The organism is Nostoc sp. FACHB-888 (genome assembly GCF_014696655.1).
Lineage (GTDB): Bacteria > Cyanobacteriota > Cyanobacteriia > Cyanobacteriales > Nostocaceae > Nostoc.
The window spans coordinates 44,338-66,976 of record NZ_JACJQM010000008.1 but is presented as its reverse complement, the minus strand read 5'-3'; the positions used below and the strand labels follow the sequence as shown (position 1 = coordinate 66,976).

The window sequence follows — 22,639 nt, the reverse complement described above, 5'->3', positions numbered from 1 at the left end:
TTTCTCCTCTATTACTTCATCTGATTTTCTGAACTTAGAGGGTTAAAAAACTACCAAGTTGGGTCACTAAACAAATTAATCGTCAATTCCTCGCGTGGCGGTACTGCGCTGATACAAGCGCGGACGATTTCTCCATTCTCTAATTCGACGGTGCAAGCGTGACAAGACCCCATCAGACACCCGGTGGGAATAAATACCCCAGCCCGGTCTGCTACATCTAATAGGGCTTCTCCCACTTCGGCATCTACTGTAACATCATCTGGTAAAAAGCGGACACGAACAATCATTGGTCATTAGTCATTAGTCATTGGTCATTGGTCATTAGCGACTAATGACACTCTAATCGAAAAAATGTGCGATTTTTATTGCGAATTGCGAATTGCGAATTGGATTTATGCACTTAGTTTAAGACAAAAATGGAGTTAAGTCTAAATGACTTTCAACTTCAGTAGCTAGGGAATCCAAAATTTGTTCTCGCTGTTCCCGGTAGTTAGCAACACCGGTGGGCAAAGATTTTAAACCCCGTTGTTGACGGAGGCGATTTAACCAAGCACGTCGCCAAGGGCCGTTGTCAAAAAGTCCGTGGAGATAACTTCCCCAAACTGATTGACAACTATCCACTAATCCTAAATTAATATCGTCAAATAGGGCATGGTACGATTGAGGGTCTATTCCTTGCTGTTCGATGCGTGATCGCCCTTGGTGGATTTCAAAGCCATTTACTGGCAAGCCCTGTTGTGGATAATTTGAGCTAACTTGGCGCTGACGGGCGATTTTTTGTCCTGTAATTACTGTTCTGATTGGTAAAAGATTTAACCCCTGATACCTGCCAGCTTGTCCTTCTATCCCTTCTGGATCGGCGATGATTTGACCGAGCATTTGATAGCCGCCGCAGATACCTAAAACCGTTCCCCCAGAAGCAGCATAGTGTTGGATAGCTTCTGCCATACCGCTTTTTTGCAGTAAGAGTAAATCAGGAATTGTGGTCTTTGTACCTGGGATAATTACGGCATCAGGATGTCCCAAATCTTGCTTTGGGCTGAGATATTTTACTGAAACAGTGCTTTCTGATTCTAGTGGATCAAAGTCGGTGAAATTGGCAATTCTGGGTAAGCGGATGACGGCAATGTTGAGGTCAGTTTGGCCTTTATGCGATTCACGTTCTAGCAAATCAAGGGAGTCTTCTGCTGGAAACACTTGTTGTAAGTAGGGTATAACACCGACAACCGGGATACCTGTACGTTCTTCTAACCATTTTATCCCCGGTTCTAGGAGCGATCGCTGTCCTCGAAACTTGTTAATTACTACACCCTTAATTAAGGCGCGTTCTTCTGGTTCTAATAACTCTAAGGTTCCTACGACATGGGCAAAAGCACCACCCCGATCAATGTCAACTACTAACATCGTTGGCGCATTTAAATGTTTTGCCACCCGCATATTAGTTAAGTCACGGTGCTTGAGGTTAATCTCTGCTGGACTACCGGCACCTTCACAAACCACCATGTCAAATTCTGTTCCTAAATGCTGTAGCGATTCTTCAATTGTCCGCCACCCCAGTTCAAAATATTGCTCGTAGTAATCTGAGGCACTTACTTTACCAACAGACCTACCTTTAATAATTACTTGGGAAGTCATATCCCCTTGAGGTTTGAGTAAAATTGGGTTCATTTCTACCCAAGGCACGACTCCCGCCGCCCAAGCTTGCACTGCTTGGGCATAGCCAATTTCTCCACCATTGGCAGTGACATAAGCATTTAAAGCCATGTTTTGACCTTTAAAGGGAGCCACTCGCCAGCCGCGCCGCGACAGAATGCGACAAATGGCTGTAGTTAAAAGTGATTTCCCTGCATGGGATGTTGTCCCCACCACCATAATTGATTTCATAGCTGCTATTAATTAGTTTTTCAAGATACAGGGTGAATTTTTAGGAGTTAACAATTATATGGCAATCCGTCCATCAGTTAAAAAACAGGGGAGCAGGGAGTAGAGAACAGGAAAAGAATTCCTGTATAATTTATTCCCCTTCTAAGAACAGTATCCTTTTCCTCTGCATTATCTCTTTACCAGTACCATCAGAAATTTCAATTAGATGATTATGGTAAAGGTTTCATGAATAGATGTGACGTTTCCGTATATATTGTTCCCTTTGATTCCCTAATCCTAACTTTTTAGTTTTTTATTCTAAAAAGGTATCCGCAACCAACGAATCACAGCATCGGATAAACGATCGCGCCATGAAGGTGTCCGCCAATTTTTTCCCTGATATTGTTCTACCAACTGGCGACCCAAGGGAGTGAGGCGAAAACTATCTGTAATCCCCTGACCATCGACTTCGCGGCGCAATACACCCACTTGGATCAGCCAACCTAAGGCGTTATCACAGGCTAATTCTGATAAAGGGCGTTTAGTATAGCCCTGCTTGAGTCCATTTTCCAGGGCGATCGCAGTTAATGACACACTCTGGTGTCCCATGACTTCAAATAAAGATAAATTGAAGGGCGAACACACTAGCGATCGCTCGGCTCTTTCTACTGTGCTTTGAGGATAGACAAAAATATTTGGGTTTTGGGAATCAACAGCAGGCATCGTGTATGGGTAGAAATTTTTCTTCTGATAAAGAGTAATTTAAGAATATATTTTTTCTTGTACCAGCTACCTGATTTAACCAAAATTAGTTACTTAAAGTATAGTTATGCTATTTTTTACTACTTATATTTAATCATTATAAATTAATGTAAAATTTCAAGTGCATCAACAATCTGAAACAGGAAAAGTTAATTATGCCTCTAGCAGTTGGTACGGATGCACCTGCATTTACCGCCAAAGATACAAACGGCAACACAGTCTCTTTATCTGATTTTGCCGGAAAGACAGTCGTTTTGTATTTTTACCCCAAAGATGACACGCCAGGCTGCACCAAACAAGCCTGTAGTTTTCGGGATGCCCAATCTGAATATCAAAGTAAAGATGTTGTAATCTTGGGAGTCAGTGCAGATGATGAAGTCGCTCATCAGGCATTCACCCAAAAATATAATTTGAATTTTCCCCTACTGGCTGACACCGACAAATCCCTAATCAAAGCTTTTGATGTGGATGGCGGCGGTTATGCCAAACGCGTCACTTATGTAATTGACCCCAGTGGTAAAATTACCCATGTTGACGCTAGTGTAAATACTGCTACCCATGCTAGCGATGTTTTAGCTGCACTTGGGCTGTAGTTTTTTACCTGATAACTAAGGATTTTTTAAGAGCCTAGCTTTAACCCCAAGCCCTCTAAGGCTTGGGGTTCTTTATTGAAATTCAGTTACCTGATGCTGGTGTAACTAATGGTGGTGTAACTGATTGTGGTATGACCAACGGCGAACTGGGAGTTGCTTGCTGTTGTTGACCTTCAATTAGCTTTTGTTGCCTGGCTTTAAAGGCTGCTGCGGCTGAGTCTAGTTGTTCGTTTTGTTGATCAGAATTCCAGTTGAAAGTCCCAAAATTCGCCCGATGAATCAAGTCAAACATATTGAAATTGTCTGAGTTTGAACGGGAGAAGGGATCAGTATTTTGGTCTGTTGTACTATTACTGGGAAAAGCATCCGTTGGGCTGACTTGAGCCGAACTGGGTTGAGCTATGAGCAAGGAAGCAAAGCTAATCCCTGCCACGGTAGCTACAAAAAGTCTAGGAATTTGTAAAAATGGTTTTTTCATGGGATTTTGACCCTAAAATTGCTCTATTTTATCTCTTTAAGCAAGAGTTCGCCGTAGTTGGGGTTGAATACTCAGTAAGGCGACAACGGCAAAGCCAAACAATACCAGCAACGCTCCCCCGAAGGTAACATCACCCCAAGGAGCTTGCATGACTACGCTACCTAGTTCCCAACTACTGTGGAGATATAGATAGCGAATGGGTTCGATCGCATAGCTGAGAGGATTTAGGGTAGCTACAACCTGCAACCACCCAGGCATGAAGGATAAAGGAGCCAAAGCAGTACTAGCAAACAATAATGGTAGATTAGTGACGAAAATCACTGCAATCAATTCAATGTGTCCGGGTAGAGCGAAAGCCAAACCAAGAGAGATGGCTGTTACACCCAAAGCTAAGAGGAAGACAATTAGAGCGATCGCACATAAACCCGTTGCATCCGGTAGCCCAGCCCCAATAAACGCTGCTGCTGCAACAATTACAGCTGCTTGCAGCAAACTTTGGCTGATGATAAAGATTGCTGAAGCAAAGACAATGGAAAACCGTGATGCTAACGGTGCTACCAGCAAACGATTCAAAAAGCCGAACTCGCGATCAAACATTACGGGCAATCCAGCATTCAGCGCCCCAGCAAAGGCTGTAAACACAATTACTCCAGCAGCCAAAAATTGTCCGTAATTTGTCGTACTGCCGAACAATCCCTTGGGTGCATTTTGAAATAAAGCACCAAATAGCACCAACCACATTACCGGCTGAATAATCCCGGCAACCAATGTGGAGGGACGACGTTGCAATTGAATAAACAAGCGACGAGTTAAAGCCAGCGTCTCTTGTACCAATTCACCGAAAAAGTTAGGTGCAGGATTAGCATCTGCTTGTGGCGATGCTAACGGCTGCCAATTTATATCAGATTTAGGAGTAACGCTCATAAATAATTTGGGAATGGGGAGTGGAGAGTGGGGAGTGGGGAATCGGGAATTGGGAGTGGTAAATATCTCCATGCCCAATGCCCAATACCCCATTCGCTATGCCTTATCTCATATTCTGCTTTTTCTCAGCTTTAGGATCGCGAGTGGCAACGGCTGCTAATTCTGCATCCATCAGTGTGCGTCCTGTAGCGGCGAGGTAAACATCATCGAGGCTGGGGCGAGATTGGGCTATGCCAAATATGGGTAAGCCAGCAGTATTCAGCGCTTGCTGTATGTTGATCAGAACATCGTTCTGAGGTGTCACTACTAAATTGAGGGAATTACCTTGAGCGCTGTTGATGATCACTTCTTGCACAAACGGCAAAGGTTGCAAGAGGTTTTTAGCTTTTTCGGCTTCCTCAATCGGGGAAAACTCGCGGATTCGCAAAGTGATGCGATCGCCCCCTACTTGATCTTTCAATTGTGAAGGTGTCCCAGCAGCAATTACAACGCCGCGATCTATAATTGCCACGCGATCGGCTAAAGCGTCAACCTCTTCTAAGTAATGGCTGGTAATTACTACCGTCGTCCCAGAGGCGCGTAATTTTCTCAGGAAATCCCACACCACAAAACGGGTTTCTATGTCAAGCCCTACTGTTGGCTCATCTAAGACTAAAACATCCGGTGAATGGAGTAGCCCAGCAGCCAAGTCTAGGCGCTTGCGTAAACCGCCGGAATAGGTTCCTGTCTTTTTATTGGCGTATTCTTGCAAACCAAGTAAATCTAATACAGTCTCAATGCGCTCTTTGGCTACTGCGCCTGGGAGGTGATAAAGTGCAGCTTGCAGTTGCAGCAATTCTTTTCCAGTCAACACCTTATCTATAGCTACTTCCTGGGCTACATAGCCTAGTCGTTGTCTTGCCACCCTCGGATTATCTAACACAGAGATGCCAGATACTTCGATTTTGCCAGCATCGGGCGTGGTGAGTGTACACAAGGCACGCAAGGTAGTAGTTTTCCCAGCACCGTTGGGGCCAAGTAAACCAAAAATTTCTCCTGGTTCTACCTGAAAGGAAACATCTTGGACGGCAACCACTGTACCGTAACGTTTTTGCAAATTTTGAATGAAAACGGCGGGAGCCATGACAGCTTATCCCCAACTATACAAATCTCAATAAAGTCTATCTTTATTGTAGAAGGTGAAGAGTCTTGGGAGGACAAAAATTAAATTTTCAGCACTTTCAAACTTTTGAAGCTTGTGTCATTGCAACCGCTAATAAATCCTCCCATCGCCTGGATTTGTTGCAGATAGTTAAGGACGGGTTTGGTGATGACTTCTCCGGGCATTAATACAGGAATTCCTGGGGGATATGGACAGACGATTTCAGCACAGATGCGATCGCTTGTCTGTGCTAAAGGTAATATTTCACTGACGGCAAAAAAGGCTTCACGGGGAGAAAAATGTAAAGCATGAGCCTGTGTACTTAAAATATTTTGCTCATTAGGATTTGTAACAGTCAAGTTGGTTCGGCAATATTCGTTGGCAAGAGTGGTAAAACTTTGTACCAGTTGCTCAATATCGGCTAAGGTGTTGCCCAAACTAATGATAAAGGTGAGATGTTGCAGTGAGGCGAATTCAGCAGTGACAGCAAATTTTTCATCGAGAATTTCCTCTGCCTCAAATCCGGTTAAGCCTAAACCAGAAACAGTTACAGTTAGACGGGTTTCGTCTAAAGCTACAAAGCCAGGAGATCCTCTTAACCCACCTATAGAAGATCCCCCCAACCCCCCTTGATAAGGGGGGCTAGGAATTTGTAAGACAGATAATTCAGGAATTTGACTGATTTTTGTTCTAGCTTCATCAGCTAGTTGCAAAGTGCGAGACATCAGCATTTTTCCGTGGAGTGCCATTTGCTGACGCGCTGCATCTAAAGAAGCTAAAAGTAAATAACTAGGACTGGTAGACTGCACAAGTTGCAAAGCTTTACTGATGCGATCGCAATCTATCCTGTTACCTTGGATGTGCAGCATTGATGCCTGTGTCATTGCACCAAGTACTTTGTGGATGGATTGTACAGTTAAATCAGCACCTGCGGCTAAAGCTGGAGTGGGTAATTCTGGATGAAAGGCAAAGTGTGCGCCGTGTGCCTCATCTACAAGTAGAGGGATATTGTATTGATGTGTAATATTGGCGATCGCACTCAAATCTCCACAAACACCGTAATATGTTGGGTAAACTGTCAACACTGCTTTAGCGTCTGGATGTTGTTGGAGTGCAGATTCTACGGCGTTGGGCGTGATGCTATGGGCAATATCTAAAACTGGATCGTATTCAGGATTGAGAAAAATTGGTATTGCACCGGAGAGAATTAAACCTGCGATCACAGATGAATGTACATTGCGAGGCAGAATGATTTTATCGCCTGTGCCGCAGGTAGCGAGAATTGCTGCTTCAATCCCACAGGTAGAACCATTGACAAGGAACCATGTTTGTGAAGCGCCAAAAGCTGCTGCTGCTAGTTGTTGTGCTTCTTGAATAACGCCTTGGGGCGCAAATAGATTATCTAAATCTGCTAATTCGGTTAAATCAGCGCGAAAGACAGCTTTACCAAGTAAATCAGCCAAGGGTTGAGAAATTCCTTCACCTTGTTTATGTCCTGGGGTGTAAAAAGGCGCATGGGGTCTTGCTGTATTGGCTTTTAAGGCATTTAATAAAGGTGTTTGGTTTTGATTGAGCATTAAAATAATTCGTAATTAAAAAAAGCAAACCGTTAATTTTATCAACAGTTTAAGGTAGATTGGATACTACCTAATACAGAAGAAATCAGGCTGCGGACAATCTGGGAAACTACCGCTAATAATGTTTATCCACGTTTGATTACTGCATTTCTGAAGTTAAATGAAAAAAGTTAAACTTTTGGATACTATTGCCACACTCAAGCCTATTCCCATTGAGAGATTACAACTAGTGGAAGATTATACTTCTATCGAAAGCTTACCCAGTGGGCAAGTTGGAACAATTGTAGAAGTCTATGAGCAAGAAGAATATCATTATTTAGTCGAGTTTGCTGATACCCAAGGCTCTGAATATGCAATGGCGACTTTGAGAGCAGATGAAATCTTAGTTTTACATTATGATTTGGCAATTGCCTAAATTTTTAGACACAATGCTATGCTTGCGTTAAAATCCGTAAGTCCTGCATGGCTGACTAGATGAGGCCCTATCATCAAATCCCAATTTTCGAGTGTAGTGAACCCCTGGTGGAGATTCCTCTAGAATTGTTTGCGGTAGAATCTCCCCATCCTTATGAAAAATTAGGTGCGCCCTATGGCGATCGCTCTCCCTATTATCTCCGCCAAAGCGTCATTGAAAATTTGATCCAAGCGCAAAATTATCTTCAACTGTTGCATCGCAACTGGCGTATTCAAATTTTTGATGCTTATCGCCCGATCGCAGTTCAGCAGTTTATGGTAGATTACAGCTTCGCCCAAGCAATGCAAGATAGGGAATTAACTGATGGGGAATTATCCCCAAACCAACGCCAAGAAATTTGGGAAGCAGTTTATGCAATTTGGGCTGTACCAAGTTTGGATGAAAAAACTCCGCCTCCTCACAGTACAGGTGCAGCAGTGGATGTGACGCTGGTAGATGATGCAGGGCAAATAGTAAATATGGGTTCGCCAATTGATGAAATGTCAGAGCGATCGCACCCAGATTATTATGCCAATAGCGATCGCCCAGAAGCCCAAGAGTATCATGCTCACCGTCAGCTATTGCAAGATGTAATGTTAAAAGTCGGTTTTCAACGCAATCCTAGAGAGTGGTGGCATTTTTCTATTGGCGATCAAATGTGGGCTTGGCTGAATAATCAATCTAATCCAGCCAATCCTGTCACAGCACGTTATGGGCGTCTTACATAGATGCCTTATGCATCTTGAGGATTCAACTCTTTTAACTCGTCGGTAGTGTAAGTACCAATAGGAGTCCAAACTAGATAAGGAAGGAGTAACAGCGCTGCCATTAGAGAAATCGGCAAAACGCAGATTGCGAGGACAACGCCTGAAATCAAACCGATTAGCCCAAGAACTTCCCCAACTTTGAGGCTGCGAAACCTCAACATTGAAGGTATATAGGCAACGGTGATAATTTCCACCAAGAGGTACAAAGCCATTAGTAGCCAAGTAACTATGCCTCCTGGGTTTTTTTCCCAGACAACATAAGCTGAAGCTGCACCGCAAATAAAAATTACAGTCCAGATGACTGGAATCAACGGCTCAAAAACTAGCCAACGCGGGCGACTTAAATTTGCAAACCATTTAACATCACGCGGTGTGATGAAGAAACTACCAAGGGCGACAAAGAAAGTTACAGCCCCAATTATTATCCAAGATGGAATCATAATGCACTCTCGCTTGCGTATTTTGTCAAGTCATATACTGCAAGTTTGACAATTTAGGCTATATGTTTAATCATTCCCTGGTGCGAATCTTAGACCAATCTAAAAAGAATTGTGACCGATGGATTCACAAAACCCAGATACAAAAAGCAATTCCATAATACTTTTGACTTCCCCAAAGGGGCTGACTTCCGCCCTGCGGTACTAGGCATCTTGAGGATTGAGACTGATCATCTTCCAAGTGGTATAAGTACCAATGGGACTCCACAGCAAATAAGGAACTAGTAATAGTGCAGCCCAGCCAGAAATGCTTAAGACTGCAAGTATCAATAAAATACTAATGATAAAACCTGTACCACCAAGAATTGTACCGACTTTCAGGCTGCGAAGCCTAAACATTACAGGTGTATAGGCAATGGTTACAATTTCTAAAAGCAAGTATAAACCCATGATTAACCAGGTTGGGGTGCTTCCTGGATCTTTTTCCCAGACAATATAAGCTGACCAAGCACCGCAAATAAATATTACAGTCCAGATAATTGGAATCGCACCCTCAAAAGTTAGCCATCTCGGCCGTTGTAAGCGCTTGAACCATTGGCGATCGCTAGGCGTAATCAAGTTAGCCGCTAAGGCAACTAAGAAAGCCACAGCCCCAATCACCATCCAAGATTTAATCATGGCCGTTATTCCTTTACAAGCGCTATCTATCGCTTAATATCACTCTTTATAGTGTGATTTTGTCAATTTAGTTGCTAATTACTCATCATCCTTGAGTTTGAAACCTTCACATCGTTTGGCAGGATTTTAAATTATGGGCATTGGGCGCTGGATGTTTTTGTGGCTGTGGCAAACATCAACGGGATTGCTGCTCATTTTGTGGGTACTATCGCTTCGTTATGGTTGCTGCGAGTGCATCAACACTAGTACCGCTATGCAAAATTTAAAAAGCTTATGCTGAGTGGTGAATTCTGACTGATGAGTAAATCCCAATGAGTATCAAAATTTTGCTGATGAGTTTTTAATACTCGTGAACGAGGTTCAAAGACTCGTTCATCCAACTCAGATACTCGTTGACGAGTCTTTAAACCCCGTGAGCCTTTAACCCAAAAATGATAACTTTAGACTGACTTATTCCATGTCTTTAGGTTAATTGTAATTCTTCTAATTTTACCTATAGATTCAGTTTCAAGGCAGTTTCTTATTACTTATGATAGTTACTTTAAATCATTCTAATGAGGGAAAGTATATATACTTAATAACTGAGGTTCAAAGCATGGACTCAACAGGTAAGGTTCAAACTATGGATTCGTCCTGGTCTCTTCCACTGCCGTTGAAAGAGTATGCAATGAGCCGAGTAACTGTCTACTTTTATAGCGACAGATGGGTTCCAATTAAATATTGTTCTTTGGAAAAGGCAATTTTGCTTCACCAGAAGGCAAACTTAGAAGGTAAGGAAATTTTGTTATTTCCTACTAACCTAGACCCTAATCAACTCTCAAACTCTTTTAACCAAAATGCATTGAATTAGACTATTTTTCAAACATCTTGACAAAAAATGAATCTACTATAAAGGCGTACTCAAGTACGCCTTTACTTATTATAAACTGGATTGAAATCTTTACTCATATTGTTTACGTCAAAGAGCGATGTCTACGACTGGCTATGCCTACGCGTCAAAAGATACGTTCTCTAAAGAATCACATAGAGTTTGTTATCGTATCAATGGGTTTTTGTTGACTGCTGCTGAGTTAACGGTTTGTTCAATTCTCTTCAACCTTGTCTCTGGACGTTTTGCACCCTCAATCCAAAAAAGAATATTCTTTTTGGATGAGTTATTAAATGCCTCAAAATACTCTTTAGCAGTTGTGTTTGCTTCTAATGCCTGCTTTAAATCTGAGGGAATAATCAATGCTTCGATCGCATCTAAAGTCTTCCATGAGCCATCTTGTTTTGCAGCTTCAATTTTTTCTAAACCAACTGTAATCATCAAGCCTTGTTCTATAAGTTCTTCAATATATTGTTTATTTAATTTTGACCATACGCTTTTCGGTTTTCGAGGTGTAAATATTTGCATATAACGTTCTTCATCTAAGGATTTGACTTTACTATCAATCCAACCAAAGCATAAGGCTTCTTGTACCGCTTCGCTATATCGAACACTTGGCTTACCACTTTTTACTTTGTAGTAGATAAGCCATACGCCAAGATAAGTGCGATGGTTTTTATCTAACCATCTCCGCCATTCTTCGCGGCTTTGAGGGCAGAAAGTGGGGAATTCATTATTAAGTTTGGATACACCAGTAATGTTACTTTTGTTGAGGTTTGTTTCTGGATTTTGCGGCATTTGTTTTCTAAACCAACCCAGAACGCAGCGCTACAACTGCTGCTTGCACGCGATCGTCTACTGCTAATTTATTCATAATCCCTCGGACGTGAGTTTTGATGGTGTTGGGACTAAGATAAAGTTTTTCGGCAATTTCTGGGTTACTCAAGCCGTCTACCATCAGTTTCAACACTTCTAACTCGCGCCCAGATAAATTGGCGTTGTTGGTGGTGGGTGAGGGCGGTTTGAGATTATCAATTACTCGCCGCGCAATTTGAGGATCGAGATAGGCTGCACCATCAACTGCGGCTGCGATCGCACTTAACAATCGTTCTACACTTGCACCTTTGATGCAATATGCATCTGCACCACTAGAGAGTGCTGCAATAATTTCTGTCTCTGTTTGATGAGATGTCAGCATCACCACATGAGTTGCTGGCAGCGCCGCCTTAATTTGCTGTGTCGCTGCAATGCCATCCAATCGCGGCAACCCAATATCCATAACCACCAAATCAGGTTTTAGTTGCAGTGCAGCTTGAACTCCCAAATAACCATCTTCTGCTTGTCCAACAATCTCCAACTGAGGATGAGCCATTAACGATTGCTCTAATCCCAGTTGCATCATCGGATCATCTTCGACAATTAACACCCGCAACGGCGGAGCATTGGCTGGTAAATTTAAGGGATAGCGAATATCTAAAGACATTTTTATTAATTAAGAGTCATTTGTCGTTTGTCCTTTGTCATTTATCTTTTGTCCTTTGCTTTTTTACTTGCCAATGACTAATGACTAATGACAAATGACCAATTATTATTCTTCCACGCGATAACCTAACTCAGCTAAACTGATCCGCGACTGTCGCCATTTTGGCTGAACTTTCACAAATAATTCTAGGTAAACTTTACCAGAGATTAACTTTTGGATTTGTTCGCGGGCTTCGCTACCAATTGCTTTGAGCATCGCTCCACTTTTGCCAATGAGTATGCCTTTTTGGGAATCGCGCTCAACGTTGATGGTAGCAAGTATCCGGGTAATGCTGGGAGTTTCTTCTACTAGATCAATAGCGATCGCTACTGAATGGGGTACTTCTTCACGAGTCAATAATAAAATTTGTTCTCGGATTAATTCACCCATAATAAAGCGTTCTGGTTGGTCAGTTACCAAATCTGGCGGGTAGTATAACGGCCCAATTTCTAAATGTTCAATTAATAATTCTTGAAGTTGCGGTAATCCTGTACTGGTCTTGGCAGAAAATTTCACGATTTCCCATTCATGGGACTGGGCCATCTGAGCGTAACTATCATCTAAAAACTGAGAATCAGACGGTTGTTGGTCGATTTTGTTAACGCCCAAAATCACTGGTGTTTTGCTGCGACACAGCAATTCGGCAATATAGCGATCGCCTGCTCCACAAGCTACCGCTCCATCTACCACAAATAGCACTACATCTACCGATTCAATGGCAATTTTGGCATTTTGCACCAATACTTCCCCCAATTGATGATGGGGCTTATGAATTCCTGGCGTATCTACAAAAATTAATTGCGCTTCTGGTGTAGTTAAAATGCCGCGCAAACGGTTACGTGTTGTTTGAGCTACAGGGGAAGTTATGGCAATTTTTTGCCCTACCAATTGATTCATTAAAGTAGATTTACCGACATTAGGACGACCAACAATGCCGATAAAACCTGATTTGAATTCAGGAGGAGCCTGTGGGATTGCTACTTCTCCTGAAAAAGAGAAGTTGTAATTATCAATACTAGTCACCTTTGGCTCCACCCTCATATTTTACAGCTGGGATAACTCGGTTTTTTCTTAGACACAAAACAAGCATAAAATTCCCCTGGCATTTTTAGGGATTGCTTTTGCCGAGGTTTAATCTACTACTGGCTCTACACTTATATTTTACAGCTGAGATAACTTTGTTTTGTTTTTAGATACAAAAGAAACATAAAATTACTTTGGCATTTACAAGGAGAATTTTTGCTTAGGTTTAATCTGCTGCTAATGTCTTAAGTTTCATCGACTACTCAATATATTTGGATCAAAATGTCAATAAAAAAGATGGGAGAACCCAAACGCATTGGAATTCTTACCAGTGGAGGTGATTGTTCTGGTTTAAATGCTGTGATTAGGGCTGTAGTAAACTGCGCTGTAGATACTTACGGCTGGGAGGTTCTGGGAATTCGTCAAGCTACTCTAGGATTGATGGCGCGTCCCCCACAATTCACCAAGCTGGAAGTTGATCAAGTTGACTCGCTGTTAACTGCGGGTGGCACAATGTTGGGAACAACCAATAAAGGCGACCCTTTTGCTTTTCCAATGGCGGATGGGAGTTTATGCGATCGCTCCGAAGAAATCATTGCAGGTTATCATGAGCTAGGTTTAGACGCTTTAATTGGTATTGGCGGTGATGGTAGTTTGGCAATTTTGCGCCGTCTTGCCCAACAAGGAGGCATTAATCTAGTAGGTATTCCCAAAACCATTGATAATGATATTGGCGTTACTGAACATGCTATTGGTTTTGATACAGCAGTTAATATTGCTACGGAAGCATTAGATAGATTACATTTTACTGCCGCAAGTCATAGCCGAGTCATGATTTTGGAAGTCATGGGGCGTGATGCAGGACACATAGCAATAGCTGCGGGAATTGCAGGGGGAGCAAATGTAATTTTAATTCCCGAAATTCCTTATACAGTTGAGCATATTTGCCACAAAATCAAAGAACGCCAAGAGAAAGGCAAAAACTATTGTTTAATTATTGTTTCCGAAGCGGTTCGTACCCACGATGGGGAAAATGTGACGATTACAAATCGCTTAGGTCAATCTCGATACGGTGGAATTGGCGAATATTTAGCAGATAAAATTATTGAGCACATTGGTGTAGAAACGCGAGTCACAGTTTTAGGACACATTCAACGGGGTGGAACTGCTTCACCACTAGACAGATTAGTTGCAACAGCTTTTGGTGTTGCGGCAGTTAATCTAATTGCAGAGGATAAATACGATCGCATGGTGACTTGGCAAAATCGCCAAGTATTAAGTGTACCAATTACCGAAGCGATCGCTCACTATAGCGCTGTCGATCCCAATGGTACTTTAGTTAAAACCGCTCATGGTATGGGTATTTATTTAGGAGACTAAACATAAACCAATTCGCAATTCGCAATTCGCAATTCGCAATGACGCTCCTACGTCGCTAACGCTGCGCTAACGCAATTACGTTTTATCACAGGGTTTTAACCCCGTGACAAAACTTTTCGCCTTCAAAGGCGTTAGCGTAGCGGGACGAAGTTCGGTTTTAGACCCGATTGTTTTGATAAATGGTACAGGCACAGCATAGCTGTGCCTATCAAGGTACAAACTTTAGTAGAGTTTGATATTGTACAGGTGTTGGAAATTAAAAATGCTATTTCATGTATTTGAACCACCCCTATTGTAGGGGTGCAAAGCCTTGCGCCTTTAACGCGTAGTCTATTTACTTGAAAATAGCTGTAATATAATCATAATATTAGGTCTGTTAATATTGTGAGTTTTGATAATGTTTGTAAGCTGCTGGCAGAAAAATATCCAGCAGATTTTGTTCGGTGGTTAATTGCTGAAGAATCGACAAATATAAAGGTGCTAAAAACTGAATTAAGCTTGGAACCAATTCGTGCAGATTCTGTGACTTTTATTCAAACTAAAAACAGGATTCTGCATATTGAGTTTCAGACTTTAACACAGTCTAGCCCTGCAATTACCTTCCGAATGCTAGATTACTCCGTGAGATTAAAGCATCAGTATAAATGTCCAGTTGTGCAGATAGTGAGTCCAGTCGACGGTGTCGGTTTCCGTCCCGTCGAACTGGCGAACACGAAGGGTCATCTTTTTACAAGAAACAAGCGATGAAATTGCTTTTACCCAAGAATATGTGGATGATACGACAGTACACCGCTATCAAGTCATACGGATATGGGAGCAAGATTCGAGTGTATTCTTAGAGGATGTTTGAAAAGTCCTTATCTTGGTAGCAAAACGTTTTAGATCCCCCTAAATCCCCCTTAAAAAGGGGGACTCTGATTCCGGTTCCCCCCTTTTTAAGGGGGGTTAGGGGGGATCAATAAGTGCCTAAAATCACAGCCAACCACTTTTCAAACAACCTCTTAAATAATGCAAATTTATTACCTCTGGCTACTCTGAGTCGTACTGATTCCCCACAAAGTTTATTGTCCCAGGTTGCTGAAAAAGTGGCTACAATTTCAGATAGGGAGACAAAACAAAATATTGCCGGGTATACAGAAATTTTAGCTGGTTTGCGATTTGACAAAACTTTGATTCGTCAATTGTTAAGTGAGGATATTATGCAAGAATCAGTAATTTATCAAGATATTTTGCAGAAGGGACAAGAACAGGGTAAACAACAAGAAGCTTTTTCTTTATGTATCTCTCTGCTAGAAGAACGTTTTGGTGAGATTGATGAATCAATTGATCAAAAAGTTTAAGGTTTGAACATTGAACAATTAGAGGCTTTATGTCGATCATTCTTAAGAATGTCTGAGATGGTTGATTTAGTAACTTGGTTGGAACAGCAACAAAGTAGTTGAAGTTAAATTGATTTTCAGAAAGCGATCGCACCTCCACAAAACCCAAAACGCGATCAATCGCCCATATCCCCACCTACTCCGGTAAACCCTAGACCTCTTGCAAAAAGTCCCTAACACCTATAACTTTTACCCTGAAGCGTATATCGAAGAGGTCTAGTAATCAATTACAGACAACCCCAATGCCAAAGCTTGTTTTGTGTTGGGGTCTAAATCCCCAGACGCTCGTTTCTCTCTAACGCTTCTCTACGAGACGCTCCGCGAACGCTATCACAAAACGTAATTGCGTTAGTGTAGCAGGGCGTAGCCCATTGCGAATTGTTAAAATTACTTGATATATTTGCTATCCCCTAACTAACAATTCCCAATACAAACTCGCCTTCATTTACAGCTTGATTGGTTGCGACATCATAAACCAATCCATCATGTTGAGCACAGACATCAATTACAGTAGGTAACTTACCTTCTTTATTAAAACTGAGAATTTGATAGAGTTTCTCTCCAGCTTTGACTGTGCTACCTAATTCAATTCTGGATTGAATCATACCGCCTGCGATCGCATAATATTTTTTCCTGTTGCTGCTAGATGCGAAAGTCATGTTATGAGTTTTTTTGTCAGATGAGAAATCAGGAATTTGCACTACACCTTTTTGCACTAAATAGTTTTTCACACCCCGTACACCTTTAGCTACTGAATCAGGGTTTATTTGCATTCCTGTTCCTAATTCTAGTGTCCAAGCTTCTACATCAAACTTGATTTCTCGACCCAACTCTTTAAAACAAGCTTCTAGCGCTAACCAAGGTTTGATAAAAGCTTCATCAAAAGCATCACCATCGTATTTATCAAGTACAATTCCGAAATCAAGCAGGAAGTATTTTGCGCTTTCTTCTCGATTTTGGAAGTAATAAAGGTAGTCTAAAGCTTGATTTGTAGAAGTATGTAAGTCAATTAAGTAGTCTGCATCTAAACTGAGATTTTGTAGCCTGTAGCTAAAAAGCTCAGTGTAGGGTACACCACTAGAAGAATTAATTTTTTCTAAAATTTTTGCAAATTGTTGCTTAATTATAGTTAGATAATTTTGTCGGACGACCTTTAGATCAATATGAAGTTGAGATTTAGTAAAAGCTACTAAATCATCAGCTTCTTTCTCGTAATCCCAAAATATGCGATTCCAGTCTTTAGCTTCATAAAGGCAGTGTCGTCCAGGGGAAAAATGATGAGCGCGTTCATTCGTCCCCATTGGGTTACAAACGGGAACTAACCAAATTTCTCCAGTTAAATCTGTATCATTTATTGTTAATAAAAACTCAATTAGCTGGTGAATTACGGCATTACCAGCAATTTCTGCACCGTGCAGATTAGATTGAATGTAAACCTTTTTACCAGGTTGAGCGCCGATGAATTTGTATACTTGTAAGTAGAGGCGATCGCCCGAAGCCATTTGACGTAATACAATGCTTTCAATAACTGGCAGCATGAAACAACTCAATAATGATTTGAGTAAATTATCGCTGTATCTGTACTGAATTAAAAGCCTAGTATAGACCAACGGAAATAAACCTACCATTTCATTACAGCCAAAAAGCCCAAAATAAAAGCTTTTTGACTTTTGACTTCCGCCTTGCGGTACTAGCCCAATAGAATTTGCTGATTTCATTTGCGTAATCAGCTAACCTCTGCGTGAATGACTAGGATAAAGTAGCATCACATTAACTAGTGTTGGCGGTAGCTATGGCGCAGAATTGGTTGCGGATAACTCATCAAGACGACAAAATCCAACTTTCTTGGCAACGCGGATATAAAAGTCCTCGCCTTGCACCAGAAGTCGGCTTCCAGCAACCCTTCGATGAAGAAAACGCGGCTGAGTTGCGCTGGTATTTAGAAGATTATCTAAAGTTTCCTTACGGTATTTTTCCTGATAATGCTGTAAAAATTGAACAAAAATTACAGCATTGGGGACAACAGCTATTTGAGCTAGTATTTCGCAGTACAGAGAAAGGAAGAGAGTTTTTTCAAGAAGCGACACGGGAAGGGCTAGATAACTGTGAACTGGGCATCATTTCTGATAACGCCGAAGTGCTGAACTTGCCTTGGGAGTTGCTATATTCCCCCGATCATAAGTTTTATTTAAGCTGTGCTTGCGATCGCACAGAGCGCACTACCCTAAAGAGCGATCGCACAAGCTTTTGTCAAAAAGTTGTAATGTTAAGGCTTAATGTCGTAACGTTAAGCCTTAATTTTATGATACTGGTGATTAAAGTTATAAGGTTAAGCCTTAAGGTTATAGCGTTAAGCCTTAATGTTATAAGGTTAAGCCTTAAGGTTGTAGCATTAAGCCTTAATGTTATAGCGTTAAGCCTTAATGTTATAGCGTTAAGACTTAATGTTGTAATGTTGGTGACGACAAGACATTCACTTATAACTGCGATCGTTGATTCAAGAACTAATAAATTATCTCTAGGTAATTTTCTAGGAGATATCGATTCTGGTAAATAGAATGTAGGTTGGGTTGAGGGACGAAACCCAACTAGGACTTAATTTACGCAGTATTCTATCCCAGAAACAAAAAGGAGCAAAAGTATGCAAGCTTACAAGCTAAACGCCACAATTGATGAATCAGGTCATTTAATTATTGACGAACCTCTAAATATTGCTCCTGGAAAAGTGGAAGTGATTATTTTGCAGCCAGTTCCATCCTTGGAAACTTCTACTGAGTCACAGCCAGAAAAGCCGAGAAGAAAGTCTAAAGTCAAAGCATTTGAAGGTTTATTTGAAAATGCCCCACCGACACCACCAGACTTTGACCCAGACTAAGCCCGATGGGAAGCTTTAAAGGAGAAACATAATCTGTGAAATTGCCTGAAATATTATTTAATTATATATAGATGAGGAAAACCAATATGCAAGCCTATAAGCTCAACGCCACAATTGATGAATCCGGTAATTTAATTATTCACGAACCTCTAAATATTGCTCCAGGGACGGTAGAAGTAATTATTTTGCAACCAGTTCCATCCTTGGAAAGTTCTAGAGAAAATCAAATTCAGTCCCAGCCTGAAAAGCAAAAAAAGAATAGTGGAATGCTCTATACCTATTTTGAAAGAGTGGTTAGAAAGTACAGAGCCGACTCCTTCAGATTTTGACCCCGACCAAGCTAAATGGGAATATTTGAGGGAGAAACATAGGTTTACACTGAGCGTAGCCGAAGTGCAGTTTTCCTCCAGCAAGAACTGCCCTCTGCCTCCTGCCTTCCTTGATAATAATTCTTAATGAAGTTGAGATTTAGTAAAAGCTACTAAATCATCAGCTTCTTTCTAGTAATCCCAAAAGAATTAAACTAGATTTCTATAGCCACAATTAGAGATTGAAAATTGCGAGAATTTTTGCAACTATTCAAATTTGAGTTGGGGCATCAGTTGAAGAGTGCCAAGACCTAAATCTTTAGGCGAAAGCGATCGCGCTTCAAACAAAGCCATCATATCTCGTAACTGAGGATTGCCACGGGAGGCTCCGGTTAATCCTTTAGCAATGATTAAACCACAGTAGCCTTTAGTATTTTTACACCGTTGATTCCATTTTTTTCGGGCTTCTACATGAATAGGATCTTCATCTAGAAATTCACCGAATAGGAACAATTCGCCATTTTGAGTTTGTAATAAACCCAAGTCGTAGCGATCGCCATCGAAAGGGTCGGCACCTGGATTAAAGCAAATAGCTCTCAGTCCGCCTATTGCTTCAATTCTTTCAATTACAGCCTTAGCCTTGGGCCGGGAAGTTTGAATTAAAATCACTGGTAAACCATCACCCACTTCTTTGATTTCACCAGCCTTATGGTAGCTAGTCCCCTTACGGAGATACTCCAACATTTCCCAGGACACTACACCTAAGCTGAGGAAAGAATCTTCTGGTATCAAGTCATCTTGCAATGATTGAAAATTTGGTGAGCCAAAGTCTTCAATGTCCTCATCATCGAGATCAAAGCCTGCCATTTCCTCTAATTCTGCTGCTAATTGCGGCATGGTAGAGACTGTCACAGCCACAGATTTAGTTGATTCTTCCGGCTGCGGCAGAGAAATGCGATAACGACGGCTGAGGCTAGGAAAAATGTCCTCATGAAGCTGGCGACGGTGATCGCGAATAAAGCGACTCAGGCTTTCGATCGCAACAAAGATTACCAATGCTTCTTCGTCATACAAAACAGACCGTAGTCCTTCTAAGGGGTGGATATTCCCAAAAGTTGGGTCAATTTCTGATAATGGCATATCTGCCAAATCATTTTCTTCATCCTCATCTTCATCGGTTTCGTCAGCACTCTCAAAGGTAATAAATAGGCAATCTTGTTTGAGGAACGCTTCTTCTAGATGCTCCGTTGATTCTTCATCTTTTAAAACGGCGGCGCGAAACTGTTTTAAAGACTCTTCTGAGCGATAAAACAAAATCCCATACTCCATTCCCAGCATTCCCATAACTGAGGCGTAGAGTGTGCCAACATCCCACTTATTTATCTCGATTGACAAAATTTGCTGTTCTTCTAAAAATTCCCAAGGTGCTGCTTCCCAAATTGCAAATGCTTTCTCTCGTAAGATTTGTGCATACTGTGGGGGTAAGTCGGGGGTTTGACTATCGAGGATGTCAGCGAACCCGCGAAACAGTTCGTCAATTAAAGGCAATTCTGGTGCGTAGTCAATGGCAATATCCAAATCTTGCAGCACCCCCCGCAAATAAAATTGGATCTCGCGGTCTTTGACTACAATTCTTTGGGGTCTGGCAGGTCTTGCCGGACTGTGGGGATGTTCCATTGCTCGCATTAAAGTACGAACTATTGCTTCTGGGCCGATATCTGAAGCTACCACGTCCATTCCTCGAACCACACCTTGGGAGTAATCTACCCAAAGAATGCATTCTCCCTTTTCCTCGGAGTCTGAGTGCTGGTTTGGTGATGACAACGGACGGCGATCGCCCTCCCATACAGAAGGAATTTGAGTTAGTTTCTTCAACCGACGACTGGTAGAGCGATTAAAACTTGTCATAGAATAAGTTAATCAAAAGAAGCAATTTGGAAGTAGACTTTGGGGGATAGCTAGCCTCGGATTAAGTTTTTATGGCTGCACCTGAAAGATAGTTGCTTCTGGTGACTGCTGCCACGCTTGAACTCCAAAAATACCGAATCTATAAATACACTGAGTCTCTCAATTCTAGGATAAAAATGTTTGGCTGCTTTTGACGGAGTGTTTACAATTTGGTATCTAACGACATTTAAGCCGCTAGAATGAATACAAAAACATCAAGGGCAACCCAAAGGCATTAATAAGCCGATATAGGGTAAAGCTTATACTAATTAAGGAGTTGAAAGAGCAGATGACACAAGCAATTCAGTCTCAACAACGCGGAATTCTGTTGAGCGAAGCCGCATTGCACCAGGTAAAATCCCTCCGGGACAAGCAAGGCACAGATTTCTGCTTACGGGTAGGAGTCCGTCAGGGTGGATGTTCAGGGATGTCTTATATGATGGACTTTGAAGACACTAGCAAGATCACCCCGCAGGATGAAGTTTTTGACTATGATGGCTTCAAAATTGTCAGCGATCGCAAGAGTTTATTATATCTCTACGGTTTAATGCTCGATTACAGCGATGCCATGATTGGCGGTGGCTTTCAATTCACTAACCCCAATGCTAACCAAACTTGCGGTTGCGGCAAGTCATTTGGGGTGTAATATTGTCATTTGTCATTTGTCCCTTGTTATTGAACGAAAGACAAATGACTAATGACCCTTCGGGTTCACCAGTTGCTCATGGGGGAGACCCCCAAGACCGCACTGGCTCACCAATGAAAAATGACTAATGACCAATGACTAATACAGTTGAATCCTTATTTGATACAGGTTTGGAACGCTATAAAGCAGGAGAAGCAGTAGATTCTTTAATCCCTGTGTTTAAAGAAGTGTGCGATCGCGCTCCTAAAACTAGTGCTGCTTGGGTCTGTTTGGCGTGGTTATATCTACTCGATAACAAAGCCAATTTGGCTTACAAAGCTGCACAGAAAGCAGTCAAGTTAAATCCACAAGACCCACAGGCTAGAGTCAATCTCGCCTTAGCAATGCTGGAAACAGGTCAAAAAGGTTTACGAGAACATATTGATATAGCACAGCAGCTAATTTTTGTCAATCCAGAATGGCGCGATGAAATAAAAACCAGTATTGAAGATGGCTTAAGTAGAAAACCAGATTGGCAGAGTTTGACAAAAGTTAGAAATTGGCTGTTGGAGGAATGAGAAGTTAAGAGCAAAGCCGGAGACTCCGAAAGCTCCGGTTAGGAGTGAGGAGTTAAATTCTAGTAGGGAATCTTCACTTCTAACTTACTTAATTAGCAGTGCCCTAAAATTTTAGGCAGTTATACAAAAAGATAGATGAAAGATAAATTGTTAAATTGGCTAAACACGATTTTAGTCGCAGATGTTTTTTTGGTTTTGTTTGGCTTTGTCTGGTTAGCGATCGCTGCGATCGGTGATTCTATAGGAGTAAACCTGGGTTTGGATTTGTGGCATCAACTTTGGCAACCCGTGTTTAACCCAGCGATTGGCATCCTCATGGGCGGTGCTATTCTTAGCGGTATTATCAGTTGGGTTTCCAGAAAATTTCTCTCTAGTCAATAGTTAAGGGATTAGGGACTGGGGCATTGGACATTGGACATTGGTTATTATTCCCCCTGCTTCCCCTGCCCCCTGCCCCCTT

The 22,639-nt window shown here is 41.7% G+C and carries 24 protein-coding genes and 3 pseudogenes; 13 read left to right on the top strand and 14 right to left on the bottom strand.

Annotated elements, in window-relative coordinates:
* Positions 1-50: 50 nt before the first annotated feature.
* From H6G26_RS07445 to H6G26_RS07435, 3 genes are all read right to left on the bottom strand, one after another.
* Positions 51-287 (bottom strand): 2Fe-2S iron-sulfur cluster-binding protein, encoded by a 237-nt coding sequence (locus H6G26_RS07445; RefSeq protein ID WP_190728638.1) that lies wholly within the window; start codon positions 285-287, stop codon positions 51-53.
* Positions 288-405: 118 nt separating this feature from the next.
* Entirely contained in the window at positions 406-1,884 is a 1,479-nt protein-coding gene (cobQ, locus tag H6G26_RS07440; protein ID WP_190728637.1) for a cobyric acid synthase CobQ, read from the bottom strand.
* Positions 1,885-2,181: 297 nt separating this feature from the next.
* A complete protein-coding gene (locus H6G26_RS07435) occupies positions 2,182-2,586 on the bottom strand; it encodes an Npun_F0494 family protein (RefSeq protein ID WP_190728636.1) in 405 nt (134 codons plus the stop codon).
* 194 nt (positions 2,587-2,780) lie between these two features.
* Here H6G26_RS07435 and H6G26_RS07430 point away from each other — a divergent pair, with 194 nt between their 5' ends.
* Positions 2,781-3,218 carry a peroxiredoxin gene (locus tag H6G26_RS07430; protein ID WP_190728635.1) on the top strand — a complete coding sequence of 146 codons (438 nt, stop codon included), beginning with the start codon at positions 2,781-2,783 and terminating at the stop codon, positions 3,216-3,218.
* Between the two features lie 82 nt (positions 3,219-3,300).
* Here the strand turns inward: H6G26_RS07430 and H6G26_RS07425 are convergent, their stop codons facing one another.
* The 4 genes from H6G26_RS07425 to H6G26_RS07410 form a co-directional block, all read right to left on the bottom strand.
* Positions 3,301-3,696, bottom strand: a complete 396-nt coding sequence (locus tag H6G26_RS07425) for a hypothetical protein (protein ID WP_190728634.1) — start codon at positions 3,694-3,696, stop codon at positions 3,301-3,303.
* A gap of 36 nt (positions 3,697-3,732) precedes the next feature.
* On the bottom strand, positions 3,733-4,620 hold the full coding sequence (locus tag H6G26_RS07420) for an ABC transporter permease (protein ID WP_190728712.1): 888 nt from the start codon (positions 4,618-4,620) through the stop codon (positions 3,733-3,735).
* A gap of 103 nt (positions 4,621-4,723) precedes the next feature.
* A complete protein-coding gene (locus H6G26_RS07415) occupies positions 4,724-5,743 on the bottom strand; it encodes an ABC transporter ATP-binding protein (protein ID WP_190728633.1) in 1,020 nt (339 codons plus the stop codon).
* Positions 5,744-5,823: 80 nt separating this feature from the next.
* Positions 5,824-7,338 carry an aminotransferase class I/II-fold pyridoxal phosphate-dependent enzyme gene (locus H6G26_RS07410; protein ID WP_190728632.1) on the bottom strand — a complete coding sequence of 505 codons (1,515 nt, stop codon included), beginning with the start codon at positions 7,336-7,338 and terminating at the stop codon, positions 5,824-5,826.
* A 160-nt stretch (positions 7,339-7,498) separates the two neighbouring features.
* On the opposite strand from H6G26_RS07410, the gene H6G26_RS07405 reads away from it, so the two are divergent.
* Entirely contained in the window at positions 7,499-7,753 is a 255-nt protein-coding gene (locus tag H6G26_RS07405; RefSeq protein WP_190728631.1) for a DUF4926 domain-containing protein, read from the top strand.
* Positions 7,754-7,812: 59 nt separating this feature from the next.
* Complete coding sequence (locus tag H6G26_RS07400; protein WP_190728630.1) at positions 7,813-8,520, top strand: M15 family metallopeptidase; 708 nt, start codon at positions 7,813-7,815, stop codon at positions 8,518-8,520.
* Between the two features lie 5 nt (positions 8,521-8,525).
* Here the strand turns inward: H6G26_RS07400 and H6G26_RS07395 are convergent, their stop codons facing one another.
* Both H6G26_RS07395 and H6G26_RS07390 read right to left on the bottom strand, forming a co-directional pair.
* A complete protein-coding gene (locus H6G26_RS07395) occupies positions 8,526-8,999 on the bottom strand; it encodes a TspO/MBR family protein (RefSeq protein WP_190728629.1) in 474 nt (157 codons plus the stop codon).
* A 201-nt stretch (positions 9,000-9,200) separates the two neighbouring features.
* Entirely contained in the window at positions 9,201-9,674 is a 474-nt protein-coding gene (locus H6G26_RS07390) for a TspO/MBR family protein (RefSeq protein WP_190728628.1), read from the bottom strand.
* A gap of 144 nt (positions 9,675-9,818) precedes the next feature.
* Between H6G26_RS07390 and H6G26_RS07385 the strand changes: the two are divergent.
* A pseudogene (locus H6G26_RS07385) lies at positions 9,819-9,920 on the top strand (DUF3611 family protein); the annotation flags it as partial.
* A 787-nt stretch (positions 9,921-10,707) separates the two neighbouring features.
* Here H6G26_RS07385 and H6G26_RS07380 read toward each other — a convergent pair.
* From H6G26_RS07380 to era, 3 genes are all read right to left on the bottom strand, one after another.
* Complete coding sequence (locus H6G26_RS07380; RefSeq protein ID WP_190728627.1) at positions 10,708-11,340, bottom strand: YdeI/OmpD-associated family protein; 633 nt, start codon at positions 11,338-11,340, stop codon at positions 10,708-10,710.
* A gap of 7 nt (positions 11,341-11,347) precedes the next feature.
* Positions 11,348-12,025 (bottom strand): response regulator transcription factor, encoded by a 678-nt coding sequence (locus tag H6G26_RS07375; RefSeq protein ID WP_190728626.1) that lies wholly within the window; start codon positions 12,023-12,025, stop codon positions 11,348-11,350.
* Between the two features lie 105 nt (positions 12,026-12,130).
* Entirely contained in the window at positions 12,131-13,105 is a 975-nt protein-coding gene (gene era, locus H6G26_RS07370) for a GTPase Era (RefSeq protein ID WP_190728625.1), read from the bottom strand.
* 279 nt (positions 13,106-13,384) lie between these two features.
* Between era and H6G26_RS07365 the strand changes: the two genes are divergently transcribed.
* The 3 genes and pseudogenes from H6G26_RS07365 to H6G26_RS07355 all read left to right on the top strand — a co-directional run.
* Entirely contained in the window at positions 13,385-14,467 is a 1,083-nt protein-coding gene (locus H6G26_RS07365; protein ID WP_190728711.1) for an ATP-dependent 6-phosphofructokinase, read from the top strand.
* Between the two features lie 384 nt (positions 14,468-14,851).
* Positions 14,852-15,311 (top strand): annotated as a pseudogene (locus H6G26_RS07360) (hypothetical protein); the annotation flags it as partial.
* A 157-nt stretch (positions 15,312-15,468) separates the two neighbouring features.
* Positions 15,469-15,909: pseudogene (locus H6G26_RS07355) on the top strand (DUF4351 domain-containing protein); the annotation flags it as partial.
* 347 nt (positions 15,910-16,256) lie between these two features.
* On the opposite strand, the gene H6G26_RS07350 reads toward H6G26_RS07355, so the two are convergent.
* The gene (locus H6G26_RS07350; RefSeq protein WP_190728710.1) at positions 16,257-17,384 is read right to left on the bottom strand and encodes a succinylglutamate desuccinylase/aspartoacylase family protein; all 1,128 of its coding nucleotides are present in this window, start codon (positions 17,382-17,384) and stop codon (positions 16,257-16,259) included.
* A 254-nt stretch (positions 17,385-17,638) separates the two neighbouring features.
* Between H6G26_RS07350 and H6G26_RS42405 the strand changes: the two genes are divergently transcribed.
* The 3 genes from H6G26_RS42405 to H6G26_RS07335 all read left to right on the top strand — a co-directional run bounded on the left by H6G26_RS42405 (position 17,639) and on the right by H6G26_RS07335 (position 19,050).
* Positions 17,639-18,403, top strand: a complete 765-nt coding sequence (locus H6G26_RS42405; RefSeq protein WP_242053625.1) for a hypothetical protein — start codon at positions 17,639-17,641, stop codon at positions 18,401-18,403.
* Positions 18,404-18,487: 84 nt separating this feature from the next.
* Complete coding sequence (locus tag H6G26_RS07340; RefSeq protein WP_190728624.1) at positions 18,488-18,721, top strand: hypothetical protein; 234 nt, start codon at positions 18,488-18,490, stop codon at positions 18,719-18,721.
* Between the two features lie 86 nt (positions 18,722-18,807).
* The gene (locus H6G26_RS07335; RefSeq protein WP_242053624.1) at positions 18,808-19,050 is read left to right on the top strand and encodes a hypothetical protein; all 243 of its coding nucleotides are present in this window, start codon (positions 18,808-18,810) and stop codon (positions 19,048-19,050) included.
* A 246-nt stretch (positions 19,051-19,296) separates the two neighbouring features.
* On the opposite strand, the gene H6G26_RS07330 is transcribed toward H6G26_RS07335, so the two are convergent.
* Positions 19,297-20,937, bottom strand: coding sequence for a hypothetical protein (locus H6G26_RS07330; protein WP_190728623.1), 1,641 nt, complete (start codon positions 20,935-20,937; stop codon positions 19,297-19,299).
* A 328-nt stretch (positions 20,938-21,265) separates the two neighbouring features.
* On the opposite strand from H6G26_RS07330, the gene H6G26_RS07325 reads away from it, so the two are divergent.
* From H6G26_RS07325 to H6G26_RS07315, 3 genes are all read left to right on the top strand, one after another.
* A complete protein-coding gene (locus tag H6G26_RS07325; RefSeq protein WP_012407303.1) occupies positions 21,266-21,622 on the top strand; it encodes an iron-sulfur cluster assembly accessory protein in 357 nt (118 codons plus the stop codon).
* 134 nt (positions 21,623-21,756) lie between these two features.
* A complete protein-coding gene (locus H6G26_RS07320; protein WP_190728622.1) occupies positions 21,757-22,179 on the top strand; it encodes a hypothetical protein in 423 nt (140 codons plus the stop codon).
* A gap of 135 nt (positions 22,180-22,314) precedes the next feature.
* Positions 22,315-22,560, top strand: a complete 246-nt coding sequence (locus tag H6G26_RS07315) for a hypothetical protein (protein WP_190728621.1) — start codon at positions 22,315-22,317, stop codon at positions 22,558-22,560.
* Positions 22,561-22,639 lie beyond the last annotated feature (79 nt).